The organism is Acidisoma silvae, from assembly GCF_020618775.1.
GTDB lineage: Bacteria > Pseudomonadota > Alphaproteobacteria > Acetobacterales > Acetobacteraceae > Acidisoma > Acidisoma silvae.
The window spans coordinates 1-19215 of sequence record NZ_JAESVB010000019.1 but is presented as its reverse complement, the minus strand read 5'-3'; the positions used below and the strand labels follow the sequence as shown (position 1 = coordinate 19215).

Here is a 19215-nt window from a genome sequence, read left to right as displayed (position 1 = left end):
TGCTGACCACTCGGACGCAAAAGGGCGCGATGAGCGACCTTGCGGCGATTGGCACCTTCGTAGCGGTTGGAGACAGGGGTGGCTTTCGGGCCGCCGCGGCGACCCTTGGCATGACATCCTCCGGCGTCAGCAAGGCTGTCAGCCGACTGGAACGGAGTCTCGGCGTCCAATTACTCGCCCGCACCACCCGTGTTGTGCGCCTGACGCCGGCCGGTGCCACCTTCCACGCCCGATGCAAGGCCATTCTCGCTGATCTGGCCGACGCGGAGAGTGTCACTGCGGCTGCGGCGGTTCTGCCAAGCGGGAAGCTGACGATTAGTGTCGCCGCGACCGGCATTGAGGGGAACCGGGTCATGCCCGTCGTCGCGGCGTTCCTCGAGAGGCACCCGCAGGTCGAGGTCGAGGCTCGGATGAGCGACCGTTTCGTCGACTTTGTCGAGGAAAATGTCGACCTCGCGATCCGCATCGGTCACCTCCCAGCTTCGGATCTCATCGCCGTGAAGGTCGGCGAATCCCGTCTGGCGCTATGCGGTGCACCCCGGTATCTCGCGGCTGCCGGCGTCCCCGTCCATCCCGACGACCTCGCGGCACACCGATTCGTCGGCTTCGTGACGCCGGGCACTGCCACCCGCTTCAAGTATCGGTTCGCGGTCGACGGGCAGCTTCGCGCGATCGACGTTTCGGCGCAGCTTGTCGTTGACGACGGAGACGCCCTCGTCGCGGCAGCGCTACAATCGGTAGGGCTAATCATGGTGTCCGATCACGTGGTCGCGGACCTCATTCGCCAGGGCCGGCTCGTTCGGCTCCTGCGCGACTTCGAAGCACCTGCCACGCCCATTAGCGTGGTCCATCCGCCTTCTCGGCACCTCTCCCCAGCGGCCCGCATTCTCATCGATATGCTGCGCCAGGGTATGCATTCCGCCGGCTAACCAAAGAAGGCGATTGCGTCCTGGTGGTCACCGCAGCGAGGACGCGGGTCCCATTTATTCCGTCCTGTTTCCCGGTCCATCCTTGACTAGGCTTTGAGGACGGAATGGGGAACACCGATGAAATTGCATGTACTCGACCTAGGGCGCCTCACGGTCGACCGGAACTTGGTCCTTGGGGGCGCCCTTGTGGCGACGCAGACCTATCCTCATCCCGCCGCCGAGCGGATCGACCTGCCTGTCTCCGGTTACTGCATTGAGCACGCCGGCGGGAACATCTTGTTCGACCTCGGCTGTCACCCCGACGCCATGGGAGCGGATGGGCGGTGGACGGCCGAGATGCAGGACCTCTGCCCCCATTCGGGCGGCGAGGAGTGCCAGTTGCCGAACCGCCTGGAGCAGATCGGACTGGGACCCGACGACATCCGCTACGCGGTCCTGTCCCACCTTCACAACGACCATGCGGGGTGCGTCGAGTTCTTTCGCAAGACGAAGCTCATCGTCCATGAGGACGAGTTCGCCGGCGCCTTCCGCACGTTCGGGCTTCGCGAACACGGTACACCATACGTGCTCGCTGACATCGGTGCCTGGGCTCGGTGCGACCTCGACTGGCAACTCGTCACGCGCGAAACAAGTAGCATAGCGCTCGCGGATGACATCGAGATCCTGAACTTCGGCTCGGGGCACGCGCGCGGCATGCTCGGGCTGCACGTTCGCACGCGCGAACTCGGCAGCGTCATCCTCGCGTCCGACGTCGCCTACGGCAGCGGCGTCTATGGGCCTCCGGTCCGGCTTCCGGGCGTCACCTACGATACGTTGGGGGCCGAGCGCGCTATCGAGCGCCTGCGCAACCTTGCCCACCAATACAAGGCGCAGGTCTGGTTCGGTCACGACCCCGACCAGTTCGCGACCCTGCGAGCCTCGACGGCGGGCTTTTACGAATAGTGCTCCCGCTCGAACGGTGCCGCCCTCTGAATTCTTCAACGGAGCAGCCGACAATGTCCGTCTATTTTTTCGCCGCGATCGACCGCAAAGACCTCGACATCTACGGTCAATACGAAACGGCAGGTTTCGAAAGTATCGCCAAATACAACGTCGAGGCGCTCGCCGTGACCGATGCTCTGGAGTTGATCGAAGGAGGTCTTCCGGGCCATCGCATCATCCTGCTCAAGTTTGACGACAGGGCCGCTCTCCGCAGATGGTATGACTCACCCGAGTATCAGAGGGCTATACCTCTCCGTCATCGCTCCGCGGACACCCCGGTCATGATCAGCTTCGAGGGCCTGAGCTGACGCCGGCTGGGTAAGACCGGACCGATGCCGACGCGTCGGACACCACATTTGTGTGGGATGGCGTGTCGCTCGAGGCATGAACCCTTGCCGGAAGCTATTTGCTTAGGTAAGCGGCGATTGTGTCGAAAAACACCCTCCCCTCTAATGACAGGCCGCAATGGTTGGGAATAAGCGTCTGGGCATTGATCGATGAGCCTTAGAAGTCGGGCAAGAAACGGATCAGCCGGATAGCCATCACGGCCTCCTATGCCTGAAATTCCGAATGCAGCCCATTCCTCGGCTCCTGCGACCAGCATCGGTCGGGAAGCTCGATCTCGGTGCGCCTCAGAGGCGCAACAGCAGCATCAACATCAACGCCTAAACGGTGCACGGCTTTCTCGCCCCGGCGGTCCGCCAGAACGCTGGTGACAGCTCACTGGACCAACAGCAGTCTTCGAGAAGAGGCTTGCCAGTGGCTGAAACACCTCAATTGGCGCAGGAGGACAACGGCCTCTCAGGCCATATGGGTGACAAGCATGTCGATAAAGACCCGCACTTTCGCCGAGAGGCTCCGGTGGCTCGGATAGAGGGCGTGTACCACGACACCATCGACGTGATGATCCCCTAGCAGGCGCACAAGCGACTCTGAGGCGACGGCGTCCTGCGCCTCGAAATCGGGCAGCCACCCTATGCCTGCGCCAGCGATCAGCATGACTTTCGCCACCGCGGGCTCCGGCACGACGGTGCCGGGCTCGATCACGATTTCCTGGACATCGCCCGACGGAGTCCTGATCCGCCTCGCTTCGCGTCGGTCTACATGTGAAATCAGTGTGTGCCCGGTGAGCTCGTCGATCGTTGTGGGCGTGCCTCGTTCGGAAAGATACGAGGGGCTAGCGCACAGCCAGAGACCGATCGTGCCCAGCTTGCGCGCGATGAGCTCAGAATCATTCAACTGCCCTATCCGGATAGCGACGTCGATGTCTTCGGTAAGCAGGTCGCTTCGCCGGTTGTCGACGGTGAGCACGACCCGGACATCGGGATAGGTGGCAAGGAAGGCCGAAAGCATCGGCGCAAGCGGTCCCACTGCGAAGGTAAATCCGACGCTAACCCGCAAGGTACCGCTAGGCCGCCCGATCAATCCGCTCACCGCATTCTCGGCTTCGCTGACGTCGTCGAGAATACGCGCCGCATGACGACGCAACATACGCCCCGCATCGGTAAGCCGAACATGGCGTTTCGACCGCTCTATGAGCGGAGCGCCCAACGCCTCCTCGAGCTTCGAAAGTGAGCGACTTACGGAAGACTTTGGCATGCCGAGGGCCCGGGCAGCTCCGGACACGCTCCCTAGGTCTGCAACACGCGCGAAAGCGCGCAAGTGGATTAGGTCAAGCATGCTTCATCGTTCCACAGCGGGAACACCTTGTCCAACATCATCTACCTTATCTCCATTCTGGGAATCACTAAATTGGTTTTACCAAATGAGGGAATTTGAAATGACCCAGACAGTCCTGCTCGTCGGTGCCACCGGAATGCTCGGAGGACGGATCGCCAGCCATCTCGCCAATGACGATGGTGCGCGTCTGCGCTTGCTTGTGCGCGACACGACGAGCAAAAAGCTTGGCAAGCTTCGGGACCAGAACGTTGAGTTCGTTGAGGGCGATCTGTCCGACCGCGGCTCCCTCGACCGGGCTACCACCGGCGTCGACGTGATCATTTCCGCGGTCCAGGGCGGACCCGACGTCATCGTCGAAGGTCAAGTTGCTCTTGCTGAAGCGGGCAAGCGGAACGGCGTTCGCCGCATCTTGCCGTCCGACTTCGGGCTAGACGTTTTCAAGGCTACGCCAGGGGAGCATACTGCGTTCAATATGCGTGCACAGGCCGACGGGCGGATCGCCGCGCTCGGCCTCGAGAGCATTCACATTTTACAGGGCGCTTTCCTTGACCTGTTTGGTCCCGGCTCACCGATGATCGATTACGATAAAGGAATCGCTACATTTTGGGGCGACGGCAAGATGCCAATTGAGGCCACCAGCGTCGAAGACACCGCAAGGGTGACTGCGCGGGTCGCACTCGACCGCACCGTCCCCGCCGGCAAATTCGCCTTCTACGGCGATCGGCTTTCGTTCAACGAGGCTGCCGATGTCGCGGAGAAGGTCGTTGGTAAATCTTTCGAGCGTCGTTCACTTGGCATGGAAACCGATCTTCGCGCAGCAATGGCGGTCGCGGATTTTGGTACGCGGATCATGCTCGCTTACTCGCTCTATATGTCCAACGGCCAGACGTCGCTCGATGATGTACAGAACGATCGTTATCCCGATTTGCGCCTGCAGAGCTTCGAGGCGTTCCTGACGACGCAGCTCGGCTGAGGCGGCTTTCCCTGCAACTGGAGCGGACAGAGCGGCACTTGAGGCGTTGGGAACGCGCATGAAGATGCCTCGGGGCGCCGCTTCGCCCGTCACCCGGACAGCGGATGATGATCTACGCCGCCAGTTCTTACACCCTAGCCCGGTCCCAACGCCAAGTTATCGACCGTGGCGCACGTCGGCGATCTACGTCGGCACGATGTTTGTGCTAGGCAATGATGAAACTAACCGGAGTGCCTTCCTAGCCGATGGCGGCCGACGTCACTAATCTCGTTGACTTGGTATTGCGGGAGCCGGGCATTGTCGGAGCGCTGCAATTCGAGTCTTGCCGAGCTTTCCTCGCGTTGGCCGGATTCAAAGGGGCCCGAGCCTTCAGCTAGAGCCTGTTCCTGGTCGAAGTTCGTCATGGCGTTCCGCCTCCTCACAGTTGCACGGACGCGCGCAGCCTCTCGACCGCTCGTCGTCTCTTTCGGGTGGATGGGAAAGTCGATTAGGCAGCGGCCTTGAGAGGGATTTCCGTTTTGCCGGAGGCTTCGCCCTCGACGTCGGCCGAAGGGGATTTCATGCGCGCGGCGTAGTCGGGATGGAAAGCCAATAGGAAATCCGCAGCGCGTTGTGCGTCGGCCGCGACGCGAAAGATTTCGCGCTTATCCTCGCGCAAAATGTCGAGCCAGTGCGAGAGGTAGGCGGCGCCGTTGACGAAATCGCACTCGGAGATGCCGAGCACGCTGCACACGTTGAGCTGTCCCAATTCGGCCACAAGCTCCTCGCGCGCGTAGGACTTCGATCCGAAGCGGCCGGACATGTCGCGGTTCAGACGATGCTTAGCGCCCGCCCAGTGGATGCCCTCATGGACCTGGACACTCGACCATGCAGCAGGCGAATGAAACGCCACTGCCGGCGGCATCTGGATGTGATCCGTGACGGTCGAATAGAAGGCGCGAGGGCCGCCGATGCGGATCTCGGCGCCGCTGTTCGCGAAGATGGTTTCGACCGCTTCCGGCGCGCGCCAGGGCGCTTCTTCAATGGTCGGGGGTAGATAGTCCGGAATGCCGTCGATTTGGCTTGCGTGGAACAGCTTGAACGAGCGGAGCATGGGAAACCATTTGCCTTCGCCCGTCGAACCACCCTCGTTCTTTGCGCCATCAACCTCGATGCGCTTGTAGAAATAGCCGGTGACGCCGCGTGAGCCCTGTTTTACCTGCCAGCCTCTTTCCTGGGCCTGCTTGTAGGTCGCCCAACGGGGATCGCCGGTCATGAAAGCCATTCGGTTGATGCCGAGGGTGAGGACGTTGATGCCGCGATAGCCCGCGCCCGTGACGGCGTTCTGAGGCATGGAGGGGCCGCCGGATCTTCCGGAATCCCAGGGTTGGCGCCAGGGCGGCGCCCCGGCTTCGAGCGCTTCTATCACTTGTTGGGTGACGTCCTGGTAATGGTCGCGCGGGTTCTTTTCCTGCTTTCGCACCGGGATTCTCCATGATTTGGATGACCCCTCCCTCGCCCCGCGCCTGGTCCCCCGGGGCAAGGGCGCAGCCGGCTTGCCGGGCGCGCGATCAGCGCGACCCTTGCGGCGGTGGGCCCAGAGCGCGGTAGGGAGCTTCATCCCCCCTCATGTTTTTCTTCTTTCCCCGAAGGTTCTTTTCCACCGACTCATCGCTGTGTCCGAGCGCCGATGGCGGCTGCTCGTCGGGTCACGGTATGGCAGCCTGATCCAGCGAGAGTCCAACGGCCATCTGCTGGACCCAAATGGGCACAGCGGAGAGCATGAAGCTCTCGCCCGACCAGGCTAGGAGGAGCGTCGTGCCCATCGTATCGGCGATAGCCTGCGCGGCATCCGGCGGAACGGCATTGCCAATTCTCTCGCGCCAGTCTGCGTCCGAGAGGCCGTCGAGTTCGAGGTATTCCTCGGGATCGACAAGGCTCTGCAGAGACGCGAGTTCGAGGGTCGTGAAAGGGCGATGCCAGGTCCCGTCGAGGCTGCGGATGACCGCGACCAGTCGATCCTGAGCAGTCGGAAGGCGGGCCTCGGCCGGCCGATCGTTGCCATCCTGGTGACGGGGGTCAGCGACACTCCAGGCGCCGTTGTCGTGCTGCCCGCTGCCGGAGACGGTGTTTGCGGTGTCGGACCAGCCGATGACACCGTAATGCCCGCCATTCACATAGGCGTCGCCCTTCTCGCGATGGAGGTTTGGCCGGGGGTCAGCGACGGCGAAGCTGCCATTGCTGGGGAGGCTTTCGCCTGCGACCGTTCCGGTGTGATCGGACCAGCAAGCCACACCCAAGGCACCGGAGCGGCGTTCGTCCGTGCGCGGATCGGCGACGCACATAGCACCGCTGGCAACGCGATCGGAGCCGGTGACAGTGCGCGCAGGTTCTTGGAAGCGATGCACATGGAGCTTGCTGGTATGGGCGCTATCGGGCCATCCGGTGCGCGGGTCGGCGACGGCGAAGCCACCATTGCCCGTGGTCGAGCTGCTGATGATCGTGCCCGACGCCTCCTCCCAGGATGTCACCCTATATTTGCCCTGCCCCTCGAAGCCGGATGTCGGTCGTGGATCGGCAACGCAGCCGTCACGGCTGCTGGTGACGGCGGTACAGGGCTGATTCCAGGGAACGATCCGGTAGACATTGTTGAACTTGGCCGGGCCGCCATGGCGCGGATCGGCGACCGCGAACGTGCCTTGACCCGGCGATTTGACCCCGGTGATCGTGCCCGAGGTGTCGTTCCAACGCCTCACCCCATATTGCTGGCCGTCGTTCCAGCGTTCCGATGACACCCATCTTGGATCAGCGACACTGAAGCTACCCGTGCCCGGCCGGCTGTTTCCCGTTACCGTGCCGGCGTGCTCACCCCAAGACCCAACACCGAGAACGCCGTTGCGCCATGCCTGATCGGGTGCCAGGGCATAATCGGCCAGATGCCCATCTTCGACCCGCAGACGCTTCAGCGAGCGCCAATCGGACCCAGCCTCGACAAAGGCGAGGCGGACCCAGGTCTGCCATTGCAGAGACGGGACACGGTGCATGGGGCCAGCCTGCATAATGTCGCCCGGTAGCGGCAGGCGGCCTAGGATGTCGCCAACGGAGCGCAGGCTGCGCTTGGGCGGCTCGTAAAGGAACGGAGGCACCTTCTGCTGATGGCGCGCGACCAGGAGGAAGCGCTTTCGTGTCTGAGCCAAGCCGCCCAACTCACCACAATCATGTGTCGTCTCAGCAACCGCGTAGCCGTGGTGACGAAGGAGCGCGACGATCCGGTCGAGCAGCGCGCGGCCGCGACGGGCGATGCGCGGGACATTCTCGAACAGGATCAGCTCCGGCGGATCGTCCTGGAAGGCTTCGAGCATCAACCAAACACCGCGCAGCGTGAGCTGGTTTAGCGCCTGATATTTGTCTGTCAGGCTGAGCGCCTCGGCCAGCAGTCCCGAGAACCCCTTGCACGGTGCTGACAGGAAAACGATGTGCGGCCGTTCGTTGCCGGCGGCACGTTGGATGTCTTGGGGCGTGGCCTGGCGCCAGTCGGCCGGCGCCGACCGGCCGTGAAATGCCGCATATTGGTCTGCATCGAACAGATCGAGCACAGTGCCGGGTACGCCGGCGAGCCGTTCGAAATCGCGGATTGCGGCGGCCGATACATCGATGCCGCCAAGGCATCGGAAAACGGCCTGCATATTGCCGACCCGGGCACTGCCGCGATTGAAGCCGCGTGCGCCGCCGCCGAGGCCGCAGAACAGGTGGAAATGACGGATCTCTCTCAGCTCGACCGCTGAAGATTGGCGTGATGACATCGGGGTTCTCCTTGGTTCGGATTACCCCTCCCGCACCCCGCGGCCTGGCCGTCCGGGGCAAGGGCGAAGCCGGCTTGCCGGACGCGCGATCAGCGCGACCCTTGCGGCGGTGCGGCCATGGCGCGGTAGGTTTTCATTCGCTCTGAGTTTCTGCGGCTTTCAGGATTTCCTCGGCCCATGCTTCGCGCGCCTTGTGAGCCTCCAATTGTTCGGCCGTCATCAAGGTTGTATCCAGCACCATGCCCTTGCGCCCCATCTTGCTCTCGGCAAAAGCGACGGCCTCATCCCGATCCAGGAACAAGCGTGTTTTGGGTTTGCTCATGCCGGCGTAAATCCGAACGCTGATTCGACCGTCGTCCAACCGGTCCACATAGATGCTGCGCATGGTGGTTTGCTCCTTTTGGGTGGCGGGGTGGATTGGAGACGAGGCGCGAGCGAACGGCTCCAACGGATCTTGTCGATCCAGCCATTGCGGTTCGAACGAGCCCGTTGGGCGCTATGCCAGCCACGGCCACGTACACAGGCTTCCCGTTGCCAGCCTGCTGCCTCCAGCGAGGTGCCCGGCTCGTCGACGCGGGTATAAGTGATGATCTTCTGCCAGCCGCGACGTTCGGCTTCGCGAGAGCACCAGCCATAGAGCATCGAGGCGGCATTCCAGCGCAGCGCAGCCGGCGTGTCGCGTCGGATACACAGCCGGTTGATTTCGAGGATCCCGCGCCCCGATAGCGCGCGGGCAACGGGATTTCCGACGAGCGCGACACCCATCAACGTGCGACCGTTGAAGACGGCACCATGAAACCGCCAGGCGGTCGGCATGCCGCAATGCGCGTGGTGCCGAGCAATGAACCGGCGGGCTTCGCCAGCGCTGACGGTCCCGTGCTGAAGCTGCCAGTCAAGGATGATGCCGGTGCAGCCGTCATCCGTGACGCGCCGCAGGCGGTGCCCGGTCAGCGGCTCGATCTCCAGCCTACGAAGGAGCTCGCGGCCCCAGGCTGGATCGTCGTTCATGTCGATTACGATTTGCTCGTGCAGACCCTCGCAACAAGTCTGCAGCATGAAGTCATGTCCCCAGATTTCCAGCAGCTCGGCCTGCTCGGGCTCGCCGCAGAACAGGCATTGAAGAGGGCAATCGGAAGCGAGGGGCAGGCCTGCCGAGGGAAAAGCGTCATTCTTCTGCATGGCGTGCTGCCTCGGCATCGAGCTTTGTGCCGGCTCTGGCCATCCAGGGCTCTGGGCGAATGCACCGCACCCAATCGGCAAAGGAGGGAATGCGGCCTAGATCTTCGAGAATGTGTTGCTCGGCGATCTGCCGCACGGGAACATTACGACCAGCGGCGTTGCGAATGGTGGTGCCGAACAAAGCCTCTGCCGCGTAGCAGCCTTCCGCGTGATGCCTTAGCGCGCGGTGGCGAAAATCGGCCAGGATCACTTTCGAGGCGTCCATCCAATCATGGATGGCCTGGTAGTCCTCAGGCGTTCCACCGAAGCGTTTGGCGGAGGAAACCGCGTGGTGATAAGCGTGCGCCATTTGCCCCTCCTAGAACGCGTGGTCGTGGTGCGTGGAATCGATAAATCGCTCGTTGTAATCGAGTGTGATGCTGCGGTCGGCCAGCGTTAAGGTGAACTGCCCGAAGGCGCCCTCGCCGTCCTCCCAGCCAGAATGAGTCTCCTCAAGGAAATCACTCACCATCGTCTCGGTAGCATCGCCAGGTGTGGTGATTTTCACCTCGATCGAACCGGTGGCAAAATTCACGGTCTTCAGCTTAATCTCGCAGGTGGGAAGCTCGACTGTTTGGTTATCGCGCTTGTAGGCGACAATCCCTTGGAAGGAGCCTTCATCGCCATAGCCGTCGAATTCGACCTCCACATACTCGATCCCAGCGGCAGCAAGCGCATCAAAAATCGCCTGTTTGTTGAGTGGAAGAAGTTCGGCGCTAAGCCGATCGAAGCGGGCATGATTGGCCTCGATGATCGAGAGTTGATTGTCCTGCATGGTCCGTCCTTTCAAAAGTCGGCGTTGCGCACGTAGTCGAGCCAGCCAGCGATGATGGCCTTCGGAGAGCCATCCGACAGTGCCGGGAACATTGTCTCGTCAAAGGCCTCGTCCTCGATGTTGAAGACCTCAGCTCCCGCGCTCCGGTAGGCGGCGGCAACCACACCAAGCGGGGCATAAGCGAAGGCGTGCCAAGGGCGCGGGTCCGGATCGCTGTTCACGGCGATCATCGGACCGCTGACAGCGAGCTTCGCGGCGAGATCGAGCGGGACGTTCCGACTGTCGATCACTGGCACACCTGCAGCGATGCAGGCGGTCTTGACAGTCTCGCGATCGTAGCCGCTGAGCCGCGAACGTCCGAGATGCAAGGTGAAGCCACCGCGGCCAATGTGGAGATGACCTCCCGGCGTCAGTTTTGCTTGTTGGATATAGTCGTCGTAACGGAATTGCTCCTGGCTCATGGAGAGTCCTCCGATGACACTGGAACCGTGCTGCTCGCATCGGAGAGAAACCCCGGCGCGCACAAGAAAAGGTAAATAGCGGCGGCGAACGCGATCACACCGCAGAAGCGCAAGCCGTGAAGACAGATTTTCATGTTCAGGCTTCCTTTCAGGATCTTGTCTGAAGACCCTCTCCGGAGGCCGCTTCGCGGGTTAGGCGGGGCAAGGGCGAAGCCGGCGAAGCCGGGCTGCGCGACGTGTCGCGCGACCCTTGCGGCGCCGCACGCGTAAGCGGCACCCAATTTCGTCTTTTCCCCATCTCTTTAGTCGTCTCTGTTTGCCCCTTTTTTCCTGTCTTCTCTCCGGATCATTGATGCCCACATCCACTAATGAAGAGATAACCAAGGGAACCCCAGAACATGAAGATCGAGGTGCCGCTATCTCTCAAGCCGATGGAGGCCGAAGCCGTCGACGCGCTGCCTCCTGCAGGGGAGTCGTGGCAATACGAGCCGAAAGTGGACGGGTTCCGCTGCATCATTTTTCGTGACCGCGACGAGGTCCATCTTCAGTCCAAGAACCAAAAGCCGCTTGAGCGATATTTTCCCGAGATCGCAGCGGCGGCGAAGGCGCTTGACCGGAAGCGATTTGTGCTCGACGGCGAGCTGGTAATACCGGGCCAGCCGTTCGACGCGCTACAAGCCCGGCTTCATCCGGCCACGTCCCGCGCCGAACGGTTATCACGGGAGACCCCGGCACAATATGTCGCCTTCGACCTGCTTGCCGACAACGCTGGTAAAACGCTGCTGGACAAGCCGTTCAGCGAGCGGCGTGCCGCGCTGGAGGCACTTTTTGCTACCATCGACAGAGGCGCTCCCTTCCTTCTGTCTAAAGCGACCAACAAGTCGAAAACGGCGCGCACATGGCTCAAGCAACTCGGCAAGGGTTTGGATGGCATCGTAGCGAAGCGGCTTGATCTGCGGTATCGACCGGGCGTGCGGGCAATGCTGAAGTACAAGCTCTGGCAAAGTATTGATTGCGTCGTCGGTGGTGTCTATTGCCAGAAAAACGCATTGGTCATCGAATACTTGCTTATGGGCCTCTACGATGAAACGGGCCGGCTTCACTACATCGGCAGGTGCCGAGCCCAGACAATTCCGCAAGAGGATCTTGCCGCTCGGCTTGTGACTCGGCTTGGTCGAGGTGGTTTCACCGGCAAGCAACCAGGCGGCGAGAGCCGTTGGACTGGCGGCAAAAGAGAAGCGATCCCGGTGGAGCCGGACCTGGTGGTAGAGGTCAGCGCGGATCACATCGAAAATGGTCGGTTTCGGCATGGATCGCGGTTCGTTCGCTGGCGGCCGGACAAGGATGCCGCCGCGTGCTCTTTCGACCAGGTTTCACGGACCTAATGATGGTCCCAGCCTAGTCGAGGGTGTTGGCTGGTCATCCGGTTCAGGCCAGCGACTAGGAAAGACCTTTACGCGCGCGCCGCTGGCAGTGTCGGGGCTGGGAAGATCTGCGCGTTGGCCGATGAGGATCGATGTATCGGTGCGTGCCATGAAGTTGGCGCCACTGACGCCGGCGACCGTCAAATCCTGAACATGTCCCGGCTCCAGCGTCGCGACATAACGATCGTTCCAAGGGTATTTTGCAGAGTTCAAAAAGGCGATGGCCGGTGTGAGCGCGGCGACGCGGTTCGGGTTGCTGATCTCATCAAACATCCGCCGCATCGGACCAATGTCGCGGTCTTCGTGCGCGGCAATACTCGCTTGGACCATCCGTTCGCGGGACACGACCCGGAATTCGAGCTTGTGTCCGGCGCTCGCGGCCAGCTCCTGCAGGAATATCCGCTGCGTTCTACCGTTGCCTTCCCGGAAGGCGTGGATTCCATTCGCCTCGGCCAGCACGCTGGCGGCGCGGGTCGCAAACTCGGTCCGTGAGAGACCACGCAGATAGTCGGCGTCTCGCAGCCTGGCCGCAAGGTCGTCCAGGCCGTCGTTGATCCGGGCCCCAGCAGCAAAGGGCTTGCTGCCCGGCCGATAGAGTAATGGCTCAGAGGCGATGGTCCGATCCGACAGGCGCACCTGTTCGTCGCGCGTGCGGCCGGCCCATTCGTAGACATCCTGGAAGAGTTGTCGATGAATTGCCTTGAGATGCGCCGCGTCGAAGGTGCGAGCAATGCGGGGGTTAGCCGCATGCTCCAATTGCCTTGCTTTCACGAAATCGACCTCGATCGTTTCGAGTTCAGCGTGCGACCGAGCGCCGACCTTATTCTTGACGGTCTCGCCGTCTGGAAGTGTGTAGTTCGGCACCAGTCACCTACCGCAGACCGTGCCGCTCCTTCAAAAGACCCAGCACGTCGCTGATCTCCAGCTCGCCCTGGATGTACCGGTCGAAGATCGCTTCGCTTTCCGGGGAGGAAATCTGACCCTCAAGACGGGCGTTCGCCGCTGCTTCGGACACGGCCTCACGGCGGCGATCGATCTCGGCGGCCGACAGCTTGGCGCGGGCGGATTTTACGATGTCGTCCATGGCGTTTTATACTCCTTTTCGCCGAAAAATGCCAGTCTACCGGCCTAAAACAGGGTTTTCCGAAGCTCTTGCAGAGCCGGCGGGGGTTCCGGTCGAAGTTGTCGGTCAAGCTCCATTCGGTGCTCAAGACAGGCCCATAGCATCGGACCGGGGCGGGTGAGCGGCGGCCCGAAACCGAAGGCGGGATATTTTGAACCGCAAATGGCACAGCGGCGCAGCTCGTATTCCTCGATCGAACCAGGCATCGGTCCCGCGTGCGTGGCCGGCCTGTCAGATTTGGGCCGTGAATTCATCACGCCGCTGATACAGCCCGGAAAGCTGGGCGGGAAAGGGCTCGATGATCGTGCCATCCCTCGACGCGATTGCTGTCTGGGATGTCTTCGAGAAAGCAGGAAGGCGTTGCCGGGCCGCGTCGGTAGCTGGCATGGGAAATGGTAACGCGCTTCATGCCACGCGTGACACCGACATAGGCGAGCCGGCGCTCCTCGTCGTGATCGCCGTAGAGCGGCGGGAAAAGCCCATTCTCCCACGCGACCAGAAACACATGCGGGAATTCCAGGCCTTTGGCGCGATGCAGCGTTAAAAGCTTCACCGTGTTTGCCGCGTCTTCCCCGGGGCCATTGGACGAGAGCGCTGAATGATCGAGAAGCTCCCGCGGCGTGTGGAAGCTGCCAGCGAGCTGGATGAGTTCCTGCACGTTATCGAGCCGACCCTCAGTCGTTTCCGCCTGGCTGTCGCGCAGCATTTTGCGATAACCGGAGGCATCAAGCACGAGGGACAGCAGATCAGCAACCGTGGCGCCAGTCTGCCGACCGACATTGCGGATGGCGTCCGAAAACTGAAGGCCAGCGCTACGGGTCTTCGGCGGAAGCTGAACCGTTTCCAAGGCCTGCAAGAGCGAGACGCGACGCCATGCGGCCTCCTGCTCCAGGAGGGTCATCGCCTTCACGCCAAACCCGCGTGCCGGGGTGTTGATGACGCGCCGGAAGCTCTCGTCCGATTGGCGATCCTCGGGCGAAACGACAAGCCGAAGGAGCGCCAGCGTGTCCTTAATTTCCGCGCGATGATAGAAACCGACATCGCCCACGATGGTATAGGGAACACGGCCGCGCATGAGAGCTTCTTCGAGCAGCCGGCTCAACGCATTGCTGCGGTAAAGAATTGCGAAGTCACCCCAATCCTTGCCCTCGGCGTGATGCCGGATGATTTCGCGCGTCACTTCGGCGGCCTCAACTTCGCCGCTCGTGAATCGGACAACCTCGATGGGCGTACCAAGGGTCTTGCGCGTGAACAGGACCTTACCGAGACGGCGGTGATCGCGGCCGATAATGCCGTTGGCGGCCGCGAGGATATGGCCAGTGCTGCGGAAGTTTTCCTCAAGGCGGATCTGCGCGGCGCCGGCAAAGTCCCGCGCGAACCGGCGGATATAGGTTATGTCCGCGCCGCGCCATCCAAATATCGATTGGTCATCGTCGCCAACCGCGAAGATTTCCTTGTGCCCACCGCTGAGCATCCGGAGCCAGGTATATTGAGCGCGGTTCACGTCCTGATATTCGTCAGTGAGAATGCGATCGAAGCGCCCGGCCCAACGCTCCCGATAGGTTCGGTCTTGCATCATCGCGCGCACCGGCCAAAGCAGGAGATCGCCGAAATCGGCGGCGTTCGCGTCCTGGAGGATGCGCTGATACTCGATATAGACGCGCGCGCAATTGCGCAGCGTGTTGGGATCGACCGGAAAGCCATCATGGTCGGCGCCGGCGATGGCGGCTTCGGCCAGAGCCGGCGCATCCCGGGGGATGACCAGTTCGTCCTTCCATTTCGAAATCCGGTTGCACACGGTCTTGATCGGGTCTCGACCGCCGCCGCCCGCTTCGTCACTGCCGGCGAGGTTCATCGCCTTCATCACGCGCTTGACCATACGCCGCGTATCGTCGGCATCGAGGATGTCGAAGCCGGGTCGAAGGTCCGCGACTTCGGGCTCGATGCGAAGTTGGCGCGCACCGAGCCCGTGGAACGTGCCGGCCCATCTCGGCGCCATCGCCTCGCCCAGAGCGAGCTTGATCCGCCCTGTCATCTCGGCGGCAGCTTTGTTCGTGAAGGTCACGGCGAGGATACGCGCCGGCTCGATCTTGAGGTTTGCGATCCGATGCGCGACGGCCGCGGTAAGGGTCTTGGTTTTACCCGTGCCGGCGCCGGCGATGACCAGCGTCGGGCCAGGCTGAACGGCGGCGGCGTGTTGTTGCGGTGTGAGATCGTCGAGGATGCTGGGCATGTCAGGCAAGCTCCGCGTTGCGCGCGAGATCGGAGATCCCGGCCATGTCTGATGTCAGGAGAAGGAGGGCATCGAGGAACCGCTCGGCCGCGTAGCTGGCCGGCCAGGGTTCCCAAGGCGAGAAACCGGCCGTGCCAGCGAGTGGGTCTTCGGTGGCGGGTTCGATTGTGATTCTGAGGTCGTCGCGGATCGATGCCCGCGACCACCCGACGACGTAAACGGCTTCGCTTGCGGCGGCCAGATGGTCGGCCGCCTTGTGTGCGCGATAGCTCTCTTCGTCCCAGTCGGGGAGCCGATAACGGATATCCACTGCCGTCTGATGAAGCGCGACAAGCCGCTGGTAGCCATCGCCGAGATGCGGCTTCAGTGGGGTGATCGGGTCGTAGCCGCCGAGTAAGGCTTCGGTGGCGTCGTGCAGCAACTCCCGGCGGGCTTCGGCCGGCGTGAGACGACGTTTCGCGGCGTGCTGCCGAAGCTCTAAAACCGTGAGGCTATGCTGGGCGACGGAGAGTGGATGATCCCATGCCGAATAACCCGACCAGCGATAGGTCCGCGAAAGGCCGATGGCGAGGTCGCGATCGGTCCAGGCATGCGGGTCCGGGGCCAACAGGTTGAGACGATTACCGGAAGGCAGAAGAACCCAGGCGCGTTGCGTGGTCATGCTCCCCTCCCCTGTTTCAGAACGTCGTTCCAATCGAGATCATCGGGGGGTCGCAGTCGTCTGAAGGCGACGCTGGCGGTCCGGGCGATTTCGGCGTGGCGCTCGGCGAACCTGTCGCCCGCGCGATTGGCGTCGGCCGCGCTCTCGACGATGGTATCGGGGCGCGGGCCGAGGCCAGCGCAGATCGCCTCAAGCGCGGCAAGCGTGCCCGGTCCCATGCCGCCCCCTGTCGCCGCATAGAGACTTTCGGGGCGCTTACCCTCCAGCGTGGCAATGCTGAGCGCATCGATCGGCGCTTCGGCAATGACAAGCCGCGTCACCGGAATCAGACCACGGCGGAACAGGAAGAGGGCTTTGTCGCCGCCTTTCAGCGCCCCCTTAAACTCAGGTCCACGGATCTCGACATGCGTGACCCGGCCCTGGTCGCGATGGGCAAACCACGCACTGCCATAGGCACCATCCCGAACGATGTCCTGCTCACCGGCTGCGAACAGGATATCGGCCGGGAGGTGGCGCTGTTCGAGGAGATAGCGCCAAGCCGGGCAACCGGCGCGAAGCCGCGCTCGTCCTGCCCAACGCTCGGCCACGGGACGGTCCGCCCCCTGCCCTTTCCGCGCGCGCTCCGCCGGCTCGTAGCGCGGCGTGATGCCGACGAATTTGCGCAGCACCTGTCGGACATGGCCAAAGTTGAGGCTGGGATCGAGGTGCTGGACCAGAGTGAAGATGTCGCCCTTGGCCTCGGAATTCGGGTCCCACCAGCCGCGGCCGTCATGGGTGACGATCAGAATCTCGCCTTGAGCACGGCGATACTTCATCGCGCGCTTGGTGCTGCCGTCTTTATCGAGGCGCCAGGGCTGGCCCATGTTTTCGAGGACAGCGGCGCAGTTCACCTGCGCTCGGAACAGGTCAAGTTCAGTATCTTCGGTCATGGCATTGTGCTCCGGATTTCGGGGAGATCGCCTGTCCGGGCAGCTTCTCGCCTGCCCTTCAATCCGATCCTTTCGAAGCCCGGCGACCGCGAAGCCTGCGGGGGACAAGGGCGCTGCCATGGGCGGCGGCCGCGCAGCGGCTTCCCTTGTGGCCCGCTTGGCGCGAGCGGTAGCGGCCCTCCCCTTAATTCCATTTCCATACCGGCATCCTGCCGACCCGCGTTGCGAACGGCGCGTCGGAATCAGCAGCGGTATCCGCACTCGGACAGATGGCTCCGGTACGCTTCATCGAGCACGCCGCGCCCCTCGGCGAGCTGCGCCAGATTGAGGTCACCGCCGTAATTCAGCTCGAGGCAGACCGGCCCGCGATCGGTCAGCGCGATGTCCCAGGATTGCGTGCGAATGCCTGGAAAGACGCAGGCGGCTTTCGTCACCAGGTTCCGCAGCTTGATCCAATCGGGCAGCGCGGTTCCGATCAACGCGCCGCCGGTGTCTGGATGAGCGACGCATTCGGTGAGATCGGCGCCGACACCACGCACCACCCGCCTGATCTGGCCCGTCATTGTGTCCAAGGCGGCCACCATATTGCCCGGCCGCCAATAGTTGTCGGCCGGGTTGCTGCCCGTGGCGATCTTCGCGAGCGCGCGATGGATGACCGACCGATCTGGACGGACCAGCACGAGGACGCGCACGGACCACAGACGCGGCCCGAATGTCTCCGCCAGCTGGGATGTGGGCTCATCCGCTGCTGCAGGACGTAGCCATTCCGACCCCTCATCTGCTCGGCAGCTTGCGCCGGAGAGATAGTCTCGCCACCAAGAAGGACGAGTTGACCGCTGTCCGGGTCGAAGCGGTCGATCGAGAGGACATCGAGGCTGCATTTGCCGGCCGCCGGCTTCGCGAAGAGCGGGTAAATCGCGGGATTTCGGAGCCAACCTGCAAGTTCTTCGGCGCCAGGGAGCGCCAGAGATTGGGGGAGCCAGCGCATCGGCTGCGTGACCGCCAGCGTTTCGGGAACTGGGAGCCCGGCGCCGGTCATGATCGTTTGAAACAGGATTTTGTCGGCGGCGGTCTGATACCAGTGACGGTCATTGCAAGCGAGGTGCATCAAATGCTGCGCCTTCTTGCCGACGAAGGCCCGCTTTTCCTCTAAGCTAAGGCGTCGGTCCCAAAGCCGGTAATAGAGATATTCTGGGACGCTGAGCTTACCGGCGTCACGCATGAGGCGGACCACTTCGGCGAGCAATGCGATGCCTGGGCGTCCGTCGCGCATCGCCATCAAGGTGTTTTTGTTAACGTCGAGGCTTGGAGTTCCCTGGAGCGCGGGCAGCATGCCCATCTCCGAGACGGTTCCAATCTGGTTCATCGGGCAATCCTTTACCAATGCCATTGCCGGCGCTGTTGCCGGCATGACTTCGGTAGCCCGTGATTCTGCGAACGGCGCGTTCCGCGAGCGCGGTTCCCGTTGGCCAAATGGGTTTTCAGTCTCGGGCGATGAAATCACTGCGTGTTTCGCCGCTTTCCCGAGCACTCGCGACGGCTCTGCGGCTCGTTTTCTTCGGTGATTATAGCGGCCGGCATGATGAATGATTGACGTGGATCACCGTCCTGGACAGGCATCGCCAAAACGATCTTATCCAGACTGCTGCCGAGCAACGGGGGGGGGGCGTCTTATGGTGAGTTCTGACATCAGAACACACGCGCGCGTGAACATTTTCGGCCTTATGCTACTATCAAGCGTGTGATCGTCCTGGAACCGGCGAATACCCTTAAAAAAGAGTTTCTGCTATCCTTCATTGAAGCATGCATAACCTTAGTCGCGCATTCAATGTCGGCTATGGATCGTTAGTTGGACGATAAATACCAAATTTTTACAAACCAGCTTAAGTTGTATGAACACCATATCTTCCGGCTGAAGCTTCGGATCAAGGCGACGGCAGTCTTCAAGCTTTCAAATAGTGCGGCTGTCCACGAGAAATTGTCATCATTAACCACTACGGTCGTGGATCGTGGGACTCATAAAATAGTGCCAAGACGGTGTTCACT

General features: G+C 62.1%; 22 protein-coding genes and 1 pseudogene. 8 read left to right on the top strand and 15 right to left on the bottom strand.

What is annotated here, in order from left to right; all coding sequences use genetic code 11:
- Nucleotides 1-29: 29 nt before the first annotated feature.
- The 3 genes from ASILVAE211_RS22065 (at nucleotide 30) to ASILVAE211_RS22055 (ending at nucleotide 2218) form a co-directional block, all read left to right on the top strand.
- The gene (locus ASILVAE211_RS22065) at nucleotides 30-929 is read left to right on the top strand and encodes a LysR family transcriptional regulator (protein ID WP_227323528.1); all 900 of its coding nucleotides are present in this window, start codon (nucleotides 30-32) and stop codon (nucleotides 927-929) included.
- A gap of 186 nt (nucleotides 930-1115) precedes the next feature.
- Complete coding sequence (locus ASILVAE211_RS22060) at nucleotides 1116-1871, top strand: N-acyl homoserine lactonase family protein (RefSeq protein WP_227323527.1); 756 nt, start codon at nucleotides 1116-1118, stop codon at nucleotides 1869-1871.
- A 53-nt stretch (nucleotides 1872-1924) separates the two neighbouring features.
- Nucleotides 1925-2218: a DUF1330 domain-containing protein gene (locus tag ASILVAE211_RS22055; protein ID WP_227323526.1), complete on the top strand. Its 294-nt coding sequence runs from the start codon at nucleotides 1925-1927 to the stop codon at nucleotides 2216-2218.
- A gap of 493 nt (nucleotides 2219-2711) precedes the next feature.
- Here the strand turns inward: ASILVAE211_RS22055 and ASILVAE211_RS22050 are convergent, their stop codons facing one another.
- Together ASILVAE211_RS22050 and ASILVAE211_RS22045 are read right to left on the bottom strand one after the other, a co-directional pair.
- Nucleotides 2712-3401 carry a substrate binding domain-containing protein gene (locus tag ASILVAE211_RS22050; protein WP_227323565.1) on the bottom strand — a complete coding sequence of 230 codons (690 nt, stop codon included), beginning with the start codon at nucleotides 3399-3401 and terminating at the stop codon, nucleotides 2712-2714.
- Between the two features lie 12 nt (nucleotides 3402-3413).
- Nucleotides 3414-3590 (bottom strand): annotated as a pseudogene (locus ASILVAE211_RS22045) (helix-turn-helix domain-containing protein); the annotation flags it as partial.
- A 100-nt stretch (nucleotides 3591-3690) separates the two neighbouring features.
- Between ASILVAE211_RS22045 and ASILVAE211_RS22040 the strand changes: the two are divergent.
- A complete protein-coding gene (locus tag ASILVAE211_RS22040) occupies nucleotides 3691-4563 on the top strand; it encodes an NmrA family NAD(P)-binding protein (RefSeq protein WP_227323525.1) in 873 nt (290 codons plus the stop codon).
- A 487-nt stretch (nucleotides 4564-5050) separates the two neighbouring features.
- Here ASILVAE211_RS22040 and ASILVAE211_RS22035 read toward each other — a convergent pair whose 3' ends face one another.
- The 7 genes from ASILVAE211_RS22035 to ASILVAE211_RS22005 all read right to left on the bottom strand — a co-directional run bounded on the left by ASILVAE211_RS22035 (nucleotide 5051) and on the right by ASILVAE211_RS22005 (nucleotide 10799).
- Nucleotides 5051-6025 (bottom strand): ArdC family protein, encoded by a 975-nt coding sequence (locus tag ASILVAE211_RS22035; protein WP_227323524.1) that lies wholly within the window; start codon nucleotides 6023-6025, stop codon nucleotides 5051-5053.
- Between the two features lie 226 nt (nucleotides 6026-6251).
- A complete protein-coding gene (locus tag ASILVAE211_RS22030; RefSeq protein ID WP_227323523.1) occupies nucleotides 6252-8345 on the bottom strand; it encodes a DNA cytosine methyltransferase in 2094 nt (697 codons plus the stop codon).
- A 133-nt stretch (nucleotides 8346-8478) separates the two neighbouring features.
- Complete coding sequence (locus ASILVAE211_RS22025) at nucleotides 8479-8667, bottom strand: hypothetical protein (RefSeq protein ID WP_227323522.1); 189 nt, start codon at nucleotides 8665-8667, stop codon at nucleotides 8479-8481.
- The gene (locus ASILVAE211_RS22020) at nucleotides 8664-9524 is read right to left on the bottom strand and encodes an XF1762 family protein (RefSeq protein ID WP_227323521.1); all 861 of its coding nucleotides are present in this window, start codon (nucleotides 9522-9524) and stop codon (nucleotides 8664-8666) included. The genes ASILVAE211_RS22025 and ASILVAE211_RS22020 overlap by 4 nt, the downstream gene beginning before the upstream one ends.
- Nucleotides 9511-9873, bottom strand: a complete 363-nt coding sequence (locus ASILVAE211_RS22015; RefSeq protein WP_227323520.1) for a DUF6915 family protein — start codon at nucleotides 9871-9873, stop codon at nucleotides 9511-9513. The genes ASILVAE211_RS22020 and ASILVAE211_RS22015 overlap by 14 nt, the downstream gene beginning before the upstream one ends.
- 9 nt (nucleotides 9874-9882) lie before the next feature.
- Nucleotides 9883-10338: a DUF6878 family protein gene (locus ASILVAE211_RS22010; RefSeq protein WP_227323519.1), complete on the bottom strand. Its 456-nt coding sequence runs from the start codon at nucleotides 10336-10338 to the stop codon at nucleotides 9883-9885.
- Nucleotides 10339-10349: 11 nt separating this feature from the next.
- Nucleotides 10350-10799, bottom strand: a complete 450-nt coding sequence (locus ASILVAE211_RS22005) for a hypothetical protein (RefSeq protein ID WP_227323518.1) — start codon at nucleotides 10797-10799, stop codon at nucleotides 10350-10352.
- A gap of 398 nt (nucleotides 10800-11197) precedes the next feature.
- Here ASILVAE211_RS22005 and ASILVAE211_RS22000 point away from each other — a divergent pair, with 398 nt between their 5' ends.
- The gene (locus ASILVAE211_RS22000; RefSeq protein WP_227323517.1) at nucleotides 11198-12184 is read left to right on the top strand and encodes an ATP-dependent DNA ligase; all 987 of its coding nucleotides are present in this window, start codon (nucleotides 11198-11200) and stop codon (nucleotides 12182-12184) included.
- Here ASILVAE211_RS22000 and ASILVAE211_RS21995 read toward each other — a convergent pair.
- From ASILVAE211_RS21995 to ASILVAE211_RS21970, 6 genes are all read right to left on the bottom strand, one after another.
- Complete coding sequence (locus tag ASILVAE211_RS21995) at nucleotides 12173-13087, bottom strand: Fic/DOC family protein (RefSeq protein ID WP_227323516.1); 915 nt, start codon at nucleotides 13085-13087, stop codon at nucleotides 12173-12175. The genes ASILVAE211_RS22000 and ASILVAE211_RS21995 overlap by 12 nt on opposite strands.
- A 7-nt stretch (nucleotides 13088-13094) precedes the next feature.
- Nucleotides 13095-13307: an antitoxin VbhA family protein gene (locus ASILVAE211_RS21990; protein ID WP_227323515.1), complete on the bottom strand. Its 213-nt coding sequence runs from the start codon at nucleotides 13305-13307 to the stop codon at nucleotides 13095-13097.
- 292 nt (nucleotides 13308-13599) lie between these two features.
- Nucleotides 13600-15579 carry an ATP-dependent helicase gene (locus ASILVAE211_RS21985; RefSeq protein WP_227323514.1) on the bottom strand — a complete coding sequence of 660 codons (1980 nt, stop codon included), beginning with the start codon at nucleotides 15577-15579 and terminating at the stop codon, nucleotides 13600-13602.
- A gap of 1 nt (nucleotide 15580) precedes the next feature.
- Nucleotides 15581-16240 carry a hypothetical protein gene (locus ASILVAE211_RS21980; RefSeq protein WP_227323513.1) on the bottom strand — a complete coding sequence of 220 codons (660 nt, stop codon included), beginning with the start codon at nucleotides 16238-16240 and terminating at the stop codon, nucleotides 15581-15583.
- A complete protein-coding gene (locus ASILVAE211_RS21975) occupies nucleotides 16237-17169 on the bottom strand; it encodes a DUF3991 and toprim domain-containing protein (protein ID WP_227323512.1) in 933 nt (310 codons plus the stop codon). Before ASILVAE211_RS21975 ends, ASILVAE211_RS21980 begins: the two co-directional genes overlap by 4 nt.
- Before the next feature lie 242 nt (nucleotides 17170-17411).
- Nucleotides 17412-17861, bottom strand: coding sequence for a sugar-transfer associated ATP-grasp domain-containing protein (locus tag ASILVAE211_RS21970; RefSeq protein ID WP_319799623.1), 450 nt, complete (start codon nucleotides 17859-17861; stop codon nucleotides 17412-17414).
- Between the two features lie 20 nt (nucleotides 17862-17881).
- On the opposite strand from ASILVAE211_RS21970, the gene ASILVAE211_RS21965 reads away from it, so the two are divergent.
- The 3 genes from ASILVAE211_RS21965 to ASILVAE211_RS21955 form a co-directional block, all read left to right on the top strand.
- Nucleotides 17882-18322 (top strand): hypothetical protein, encoded by a 441-nt coding sequence (locus tag ASILVAE211_RS21965; RefSeq protein ID WP_227323511.1) that lies wholly within the window; start codon nucleotides 17882-17884, stop codon nucleotides 18320-18322.
- 67 nt (nucleotides 18323-18389) lie between these two features.
- The gene (locus tag ASILVAE211_RS21960) at nucleotides 18390-18734 is read left to right on the top strand and encodes a hypothetical protein (RefSeq protein WP_227323510.1); all 345 of its coding nucleotides are present in this window, start codon (nucleotides 18390-18392) and stop codon (nucleotides 18732-18734) included.
- Nucleotides 18735-19018: 284 nt separating this feature from the next.
- Nucleotides 19019-19215, top strand: a 197-nt coding sequence (locus ASILVAE211_RS21955; RefSeq protein WP_227323509.1) for a hypothetical protein, incomplete at its 3' end; no start/stop codon positions are given.

Excerpts from the sequence above, each read along its gene's own strand:
- ASILVAE211_RS22065 (WP_227323528.1), top strand. The coding sequence starts at position 30 with ATGAGCGACCTTGCGGCGATTGGCACCTTCGTAGCGGTTGGAGACAGG.
- ASILVAE211_RS22055 (WP_227323526.1), top strand. The coding sequence starts at position 1,925 with ATGTCCGTCTATTTTTTCGCCGCGATCGACCGCAAAGACCTCGACATC.
- ASILVAE211_RS22050 (WP_227323565.1), bottom strand. The coding sequence starts at position 3,401 with ATGTTGCGTCGTCATGCGGCGCGTATTCTCGACGACGTCAGCGAAGCC.
- ASILVAE211_RS22040 (WP_227323525.1), top strand. The coding sequence starts at position 3,691 with ATGACCCAGACAGTCCTGCTCGTCGGTGCCACCGGAATGCTCGGAGGA.
- ASILVAE211_RS22030 (WP_227323523.1), bottom strand. The coding sequence starts at position 8,345 with ATGTCATCACGCCAATCTTCAGCGGTCGAGCTGAGAGAGATCCGTCAT.
- ASILVAE211_RS22025 (WP_227323522.1), bottom strand. The coding sequence starts at position 8,667 with ATGAGCAAACCCAAAACACGCTTGTTCCTGGATCGGGATGAGGCCGTC.
- ASILVAE211_RS22020 (WP_227323521.1), bottom strand. The coding sequence starts at position 9,524 with ATGCAGAAGAATGACGCTTTTCCCTCGGCAGGCCTGCCCCTCGCTTCC.
- ASILVAE211_RS22015 (WP_227323520.1), bottom strand. The coding sequence starts at position 9,873 with ATGGCGCACGCTTATCACCACGCGGTTTCCTCCGCCAAACGCTTCGGT.
- ASILVAE211_RS22010 (WP_227323519.1), bottom strand. The coding sequence starts at position 10,338 with ATGCAGGACAATCAACTCTCGATCATCGAGGCCAATCATGCCCGCTTC.
- ASILVAE211_RS22005 (WP_227323518.1), bottom strand. The coding sequence starts at position 10,799 with ATGAGCCAGGAGCAATTCCGTTACGACGACTATATCCAACAAGCAAAA.
- ASILVAE211_RS22000 (WP_227323517.1), top strand. The coding sequence starts at position 11,198 with ATGAAGATCGAGGTGCCGCTATCTCTCAAGCCGATGGAGGCCGAAGCC.
- ASILVAE211_RS21990 (WP_227323515.1), bottom strand. The coding sequence starts at position 13,307 with ATGGACGACATCGTAAAATCCGCCCGCGCCAAGCTGTCGGCCGCCGAG.
- ASILVAE211_RS21985 (WP_227323514.1), bottom strand. The coding sequence starts at position 15,579 with ATGCCCAGCATCCTCGACGATCTCACACCGCAACAACACGCCGCCGCC.
- ASILVAE211_RS21980 (WP_227323513.1), bottom strand. The coding sequence starts at position 16,240 with ATGACCACGCAACGCGCCTGGGTTCTTCTGCCTTCCGGTAATCGTCTC.
- ASILVAE211_RS21975 (WP_227323512.1), bottom strand. The coding sequence starts at position 17,169 with ATGACCGAAGATACTGAACTTGACCTGTTCCGAGCGCAGGTGAACTGC.
- ASILVAE211_RS21965 (WP_227323511.1), top strand. The coding sequence starts at position 17,882 with ATGTCTCCGCCAGCTGGGATGTGGGCTCATCCGCTGCTGCAGGACGTA.
- ASILVAE211_RS21960 (WP_227323510.1), top strand. The coding sequence starts at position 18,390 with ATGAGGCGGACCACTTCGGCGAGCAATGCGATGCCTGGGCGTCCGTCG.